The sequence below is a fragment of the Rhodococcus sp. (in: high G+C Gram-positive bacteria) genome (assembly GCF_049286785.1).
Lineage (GTDB): Bacteria > Actinomycetota > Actinomycetes > Mycobacteriales > Mycobacteriaceae > Rhodococcus_F.
This window is the reverse complement of record NZ_JBAQEO010000190.1, coordinates 1-5640: the sequence shown is the minus strand read 5'-3', so window position 1 is coordinate 5640 and position 5640 is coordinate 1. Positions and strand designations below refer to the sequence as shown.

Sequence of the window (5640 nt, the reverse complement as noted above, 5' to 3'; positions counted from 1 at the left end):
GTTCCGCTTCAACGTGTAGCCCCTGGTAGTAGCTGACGAGGTGCCGCCGACCCACGGGTCGGCGGCATCTCGCATCTCGGAACACGACGGGTGGCAGCGTCCCGACACGGGCGACTCGCCCAAGGACCAACCTGGCCGCGCACGCGCGTGCGCCCGCTCAGCGCCCCGACACGGGCGCCTCGTCCAACGTTCGGCGGGTGACGAACCGTCGCGGCACCCCCGACAACGGATCGGTGAATTCCAGTTCCCGCGCAAGCAATTGGAGGGGGAGGGAATGATCGTCCGGCGCCTCGGGCAGCAGGTCGGGATACCGACGGTCGCCCAGGATCCCGATGCCGAGCGCCGCCAGATGCACCCGCAACTGGTGCATCCGTCCGGTGTGCGGACGCAGGACCGTGTGCAGCACAGCACGTCCGGAGGCGCTCACGCCGGTCCCGCACACCTCGATGACCGTCTCGGCGTTGGGCTCACGGACGCCGTCGACGACGACCCGCAACTCTCCGCGCCGCGCCTCGATGTGGTTGCGGTAGACGACGGGAACGGCGCGCCCGGCAAGTGCCGGTGCGTCCGGGTCCCACCCTGGCGGTTGGTCCGACACCGCCTCGTAGACCTTCACGACCTGCCGCTTCTCGAACAGCGACTGGTGTGCGCCGCGCGTCGCGGGACGGGCCGAGAACATAACCAGGCCGGCGGTCGCGCGGTCGAGGCGATGGATCGGCGTCAGGTCCGGATTGTCGAGGCGGGTGCGCAATCGGACGAGCGCGGACTCGCGCAGGTAGCGCCCGGCCGGGGTAGTCGGAAGAAAGTGCGGCTTGTCGATCACGACGAGGTCGTCGTCGACGTACAGGATCTCCTCGTGGAACGGCACAGGGGCCTCCACCGGCAGATCGCGGTAGTACCAGACGAACCGGTCCGCGCCCAGCGCCGCGCCGCGACCGATCGGACGGCCGTCGGTGCCCACCATCTCGCCGGCGTCGAACCGCCGGTACAGGCCGTCCGCGTCCAGATGGTCGAACCTCGCGACGACGTACTCGGCGATCGTCGTCCACGGCCCGGACGTCGGAACGCGCAGCCGCGTCGGTCCGACTCCGTTCTTGACGGGCAGCGGTGAGGGCATCGGCACGAGCGCCATCATCCCACCGTCTAGCGGGGCAGGAACGCCGGCGGGTTGTAGCGCGGTTGAAACAGCAGGATGTCGTCGGCGCCCGGCACCGCGACATCAACGGTGAGGCCGTACCCCTCGTCGCGTATCTTCCGGGTGAATTGTGCACCCTTCGAGGAGAATTCGGCCATGGTGACCTCGAGGTCGTCGCATATCAACGAGATGGCCTGGTGCCGTGGTGCGGTGTACTCGGTGCCTTCGTGTACACCGGACGTCGGATGCACTCCGAGTTCGGATGGTCCGGTGCGGAAGATGAGCCATCCTCCGCCGGTGTCGGCGAAGGTGAAACCGAGGACGTCGCGGAAGAAGGCACGCGTCGCATCGGGATCGTCGGAGTAGACGAGTGAATGCAGGCCGGTGATCATCCGACGACGCTATCGGGTTCGGGCGGGTCCCGTCCGCGCAATGCCACGGTGAGTGCGGGGGCTAAGGTCGCATTCCTGCCAAGACGATCGAAATCAGTTGCGGGACCAGGTTCGGGGCGATCGCGCGAATGGCTTCAGGCTGAGGTCGGGTGATCATGCCGATCGCCAGGACGAACTCCAGCGCGCCCAGGTCCGAACGGACCAGACGGGCAGACTTGGCTGCGCCGAGCAGTTCCTCGACCCCGGCGAGCGTCCGTTCCTGCGCATCGCTTACAGATTCGGACAGTTCGTCTACCACGAACTCACCCAGCGCTGCGGAGAGTGCGCCCAGATCCAACTCCACCAGGCGGTGGACGTACCCCACCCACGCCGCTTCGGGCGTGGAGTCGATCGCGTCCAGGGCTTCGGCTGCGGCACGCTGCATGTCGCCCAGGATGGCCAGGGCCACCTCGTCTGCCAGCGCGGCCCTCGAATCGAAGTTGCGGTAGAGCGTGGCGATCCCCACGCCTGCGGCGGCGGCGATACTCTCCAGCGCGACGTCGCTCCCGTGAGCCGCGAACATCCGTCGTGCTTCCCGGATGATCGCCTGCCGACGCTTCGCGGCATCGGAACGCATAGTTCCCTCCTTTGCAGCCGGCGGTGTGGCGGGTCACGTTGACACTCCCACCCTAACCGGAGGATTATCATCCAGTATAAGTGGATAAAAATCCTCCGGTTATTCCGTCCGGGCAAGGAAGAAGCGATGGCAGATATCAGTACCCACACCCCGGTCCCCGAGAAGGCGCCCGCGGCCGGACGCAAACCTCATCCCGTGGTCTCGCTGCTGGGTATGAGCTGCGGGCTCGGTGTGATCCTGGTGCTGTTGTTGATGGTTTTCATCATGCCGTCGCTGAAGAGCGGTCCCCACGACCTGCGCGTGGGCATGGTCGGGGCACCCGCGGCCGTCGCCGAATTCGAACAGACTCTGACCGCGGCGGCTCCGGAGGCATACGAGCCGCAGCGCTTCGAATCGGAGGAGGGCTTGAGGGCCGCGATCCTCGACCCTGACATCGTCGGCGGATTCGTCCTCGACGGTTCCGATTTCTGCGCTTTGGTGGCCAGTGCCGGCTCGGCCACCATTTCCGGGGCGCTCACCAACACCGCCCACGTCATCGGCCAGGTAACCGGCACCAACGTATCCGTCGAAGACGTCGTCCCGCTGCCGAAAGCGGACCCGACGGGTATCGGAATCGGCGGTCTGGCGTTCCCACTCGTGTTCGGTGGCATCGTTCCCGTCGTCGCGTTCCGGAAGGTCTTCCCGCGCAGCAACACCTGGTACCTGGCGGGATTGGTCGGTTTCGCTGCGCTCGGTGGCATCGTGGTCGCTGCTGTCCTGACCTTCTCCTTCGGCAGCATCGAAGCAGCCTTCTGGCCGGTGGCGGCCTCGATGGCGATGGGCATCGCAGCGCTTGCGCTCCCTCTCGCGGGGCTTCAGAACGTGTTCGGTGCCAAAGGATTCACCATCGGCGCGATGGCCATGATGTTCCTCGGAAACCCGCTGGCCGGGATCTCCACCACGTCGGCATGGCTTCCGAGTGGGCTCGGTACGTTCGGGCAGATCCTCCCTCCGGGAGCGGCAGGAGCCCTGGTGCGCTCGGCCGCCTACTTCCACGGAGCCGGGGGACTCACCGCCGCACTGACTCTCGCAGCGTGGATCGTCGTCGGACTCGTCCTGTTCGCAATCGGTACGCGCCGCGCGCCTGTCGTGGCGTCGACGGCTCCGGCTCCGAGTCCCGCCGGCTGAAGGTCTTCGTGACCGCTTGGGCCGGCCAACCCCTAGGGCACGTAGAAGGTGGCGAAACCGGGGGTGGTCGGGCCGACCGTCGGCCGGAGTGTGAGAGCGACCTGCCCGCTTCCGGTGTTCAGGGTGGCTTCCGGCGGGAACCCGTTCAGCCCGTCCGACATCCAGGCAGTGCCCGCGGCGCCGGTCGAAAGGTTCAGCCAGTTCACCTCCGAGTAGATGATGCAGCCCCACCCACCCGGCTTTGCTCCCGAGATCGTCACGCTGCCGGGCTGTTCATCGAGCACGGCCACGCAACTGGACGGCGGCACGTCGAAGCTTCCGTTCGGGTTTCCGAACGGAGCGGGATTGATCTGGAACGGGACGGTCACCGCCGCAGAGGCGATCCCCGCTGTCGCAAGGGCAGACATGCCGACTGCGATCGCGCAGGCGCCGAGGTTGCGTTTGAGATTCAAGAGGACCTCCTGGGGTCGGTACCGGGTCGTGAGAGCTCGCCGTGTGGAAGCCTATTGCGCCGACCGGTGTGGATGTCGCAATTCCGAGAGCCGGGAAGAGCTGGTGGCCTTCTGGACAGGCACGATGCTGACCGCGCGGCCGAGTCACTTCGAACTGCCGCCCCGAAGGTGCGCACGCTCTCCGTTGTGATCGAGGATCGTGAGGATCTCCACGGGACCGTCGTGTGCGCTGATGGCGTGCGGCGTCATCGTCGAGAACTCGGCGGCGTTGCCGTCGTTGATGATGATGGTGCGCTCGCCGAGCTGGAGCCGGGCGGTGCCCGAGAGCACGGTGAACCACTCGTGGCCCGGGTGAACAGGCAGTGCGTCCGTGGAGATCGGGCGTTCGTTGGTGATGCGCATCTTCGCGATCGAGACGCCGTTCAGTGATCGCTCCCGGGAGAGCAGCCAGGTGGTGTATCCCGGTGTGTTGCAGGGTTGCGGTCTGATCACCACGTCCTGATCGTCGCCGGACTCGACGAGGGCGTCGATGGTCGTATCCAGGGCGCGTGCAATCGGGACGAGCTGGTCCAACGCGATTCTGCGACGCCCCGTCTCGATGCGGCTCAGGTTCGACGGGCTGATGTGGCAGCGAGCCGCCAGCGCGTCGAGAGTCCACCCCCGCGCGAGGCGCAGGCTTCGGATGCGTTGACGGATGAGCTGGTCCAAATCCGCAGATTCTTGCTCCATAGGCAAGAGTGTATGCCGAAAGTGGATGAAGCGCTCTAGTGTGAAGGCATGCACGATCACACTCACCACCATGCACTGAATGACCACTGGCACGGCGATTCGATGGCCGCTCTGCTGGACCTCGACGCGGAGGTGCATCGGTCCTATCTCGATGCGCTGCTCGATCGGGTCGCCGGGCAGCTCGAGCGGGAACCGCGCACCATCGTCGACATCGGCGCCGGGACGGGCTCGGGCACAATCGCTCTCGCCCACAGGTTCCCTCGGGCAGAGCTCATTGCCGTCGATCAATCCACCGAGATGCTGGATCGTCTTCGGGGCGCCGCCCGGCAGAACGGGTTCGACACCCGTGTGCGGACGGTCGAAGCGAACCTGGACTCCGGTTGGCCGGCTATCGGCTCGGCGGACCTCGTCTGGGCTGCCCTGTCGCTGCATCACATCGAGGACCCCGACGCGCTGCTACGACAACTGCTCGACGTCCTGAATCCCGACGAGGTGCTGGTGATCACCGAAATGGCTGCGCAGCAGCGGTTTCTGCCCGACGACATCGGCATCGGCACGCCCGGACTCGAGGCGAGGTGCAACGAAGCCGCAGCCACACAACGACGGGACATGCACCCCGACTGGAGCGACAACCTCCGCCTCGCCGGATTCGACATCGCGGATATGTGGCGCATCGAGATCGATATCGATCCTGTCGACCACACTGCACGGAAATACGCACACACGGCACTGAGCCGGACGCGTGAAGGACTCGAAAACCACTTGTCTGCCGATGATCTCGACGCTCTCGACCGACTGATCTCCGGGCACGGACCCGAGTCGGTGCTACACCGGACCGATCTCGCCGTCCGCGGGGCGCGAACCGTGTGGATTGCGCGAAAGAACACGAAGGAGGAATCCCGATGAACACTATCTGGACTCGGCCCACGGGGGAGAGATACGACGTCGTGGTGCTCGGGGGTGGTGCGGCGGGGCTGAGTGCCGCCACCGCACTTGCCCGCTCACGGCGATCGGTACTCGTCGTCGACGCCGGTGAGCCGCGCAACGGCCCGGCAGCGGGCGTACACAACGTACTCGGGCACGACGGGATCGCGCCGCTCGAATTGCTGGCCACCGGTCGCAAGGAAGCCACCAGCTACGGGGCCGGAA

General features: G+C 66.4%; 8 protein-coding genes. 3 read left to right on the top strand and 5 right to left on the bottom strand.

The features are described 5' to 3' along the window. Nucleotides 1-157: 157 nt before the first annotated feature. From WAW17_RS07770 to WAW17_RS07760, 3 genes are all read right to left on the bottom strand, one after another. The gene (locus WAW17_RS07770) at nucleotides 158-1135 is read right to left on the bottom strand and encodes a pseudouridine synthase (protein ID WP_422332412.1); all 978 of its coding nucleotides are present in this window, start codon (nucleotides 1133-1135) and stop codon (nucleotides 158-160) included. Nucleotides 1136-1143: 8 nt separating this feature from the next. Further along, entirely contained in the window at nucleotides 1144-1527 is a 384-nt protein-coding gene (locus WAW17_RS07765; RefSeq protein WP_422332411.1) for a VOC family protein, read from the bottom strand. A 61-nt stretch (nucleotides 1528-1588) separates the two neighbouring features. After that, nucleotides 1589-2143 carry a TetR family transcriptional regulator gene (locus tag WAW17_RS07760; RefSeq protein ID WP_422332410.1) on the bottom strand — a complete coding sequence of 185 codons (555 nt, stop codon included), beginning with the start codon at nucleotides 2141-2143 and terminating at the stop codon, nucleotides 1589-1591. Between the two features lie 126 nt (nucleotides 2144-2269). Between WAW17_RS07760 and WAW17_RS07755 the strand changes: the two genes are divergently transcribed. Continuing rightward, nucleotides 2270-3310, top strand: a complete 1041-nt coding sequence (locus tag WAW17_RS07755) for an ABC transporter permease (protein ID WP_422332409.1) — start codon at nucleotides 2270-2272, stop codon at nucleotides 3308-3310. A 32-nt stretch (nucleotides 3311-3342) separates the two neighbouring features. Here the strand turns inward: WAW17_RS07755 and WAW17_RS07750 are convergent, their stop codons facing one another. Then, a complete protein-coding gene (locus WAW17_RS07750; protein WP_422332408.1) occupies nucleotides 3343-3762 on the bottom strand; it encodes a hypothetical protein in 420 nt (139 codons plus the stop codon). A gap of 144 nt (nucleotides 3763-3906) precedes the next feature. Further along, on the bottom strand, nucleotides 3907-4491 hold the full coding sequence (locus tag WAW17_RS07745; protein WP_422332407.1) for a helix-turn-helix domain-containing protein: 585 nt from the start codon (nucleotides 4489-4491) through the stop codon (nucleotides 3907-3909). A gap of 48 nt (nucleotides 4492-4539) precedes the next feature. Between WAW17_RS07745 and WAW17_RS07740 the strand changes: the two genes are divergently transcribed. Next, nucleotides 4540-5397, top strand: coding sequence for a class I SAM-dependent methyltransferase (locus WAW17_RS07740; RefSeq protein WP_422332406.1), 858 nt, complete (start codon nucleotides 4540-4542; stop codon nucleotides 5395-5397). Beyond that, a partial coding sequence (locus WAW17_RS07735; protein ID WP_422332405.1) for an FAD-dependent oxidoreductase occupies nucleotides 5394-5640 on the top strand: 247 nt, incomplete at its 3' end. The genes WAW17_RS07740 and WAW17_RS07735, both read left to right, overlap by 4 nt.

Coding starts and splice junctions, on each gene's coding strand:
- WAW17_RS07770 (WP_422332412.1), bottom strand. CDS start 1,135: ATGATGGCGCTCGTGCCGATGCCCTCACCGCTGCCCGTCAAGAACGGA.
- WAW17_RS07765 (WP_422332411.1), bottom strand. CDS start 1,527: ATGATCACCGGCCTGCATTCACTCGTCTACTCCGACGATCCCGATGCG.
- WAW17_RS07760 (WP_422332410.1), bottom strand. CDS start 2,143: ATGCGTTCCGATGCCGCGAAGCGTCGGCAGGCGATCATCCGGGAAGCA.
- WAW17_RS07755 (WP_422332409.1), top strand. CDS start 2,270: ATGGCAGATATCAGTACCCACACCCCGGTCCCCGAGAAGGCGCCCGCG.
- WAW17_RS07745 (WP_422332407.1), bottom strand. CDS start 4,491: ATGGAGCAAGAATCTGCGGATTTGGACCAGCTCATCCGTCAACGCATC.
- WAW17_RS07740 (WP_422332406.1), top strand. CDS start 4,540: ATGCACGATCACACTCACCACCATGCACTGAATGACCACTGGCACGGC.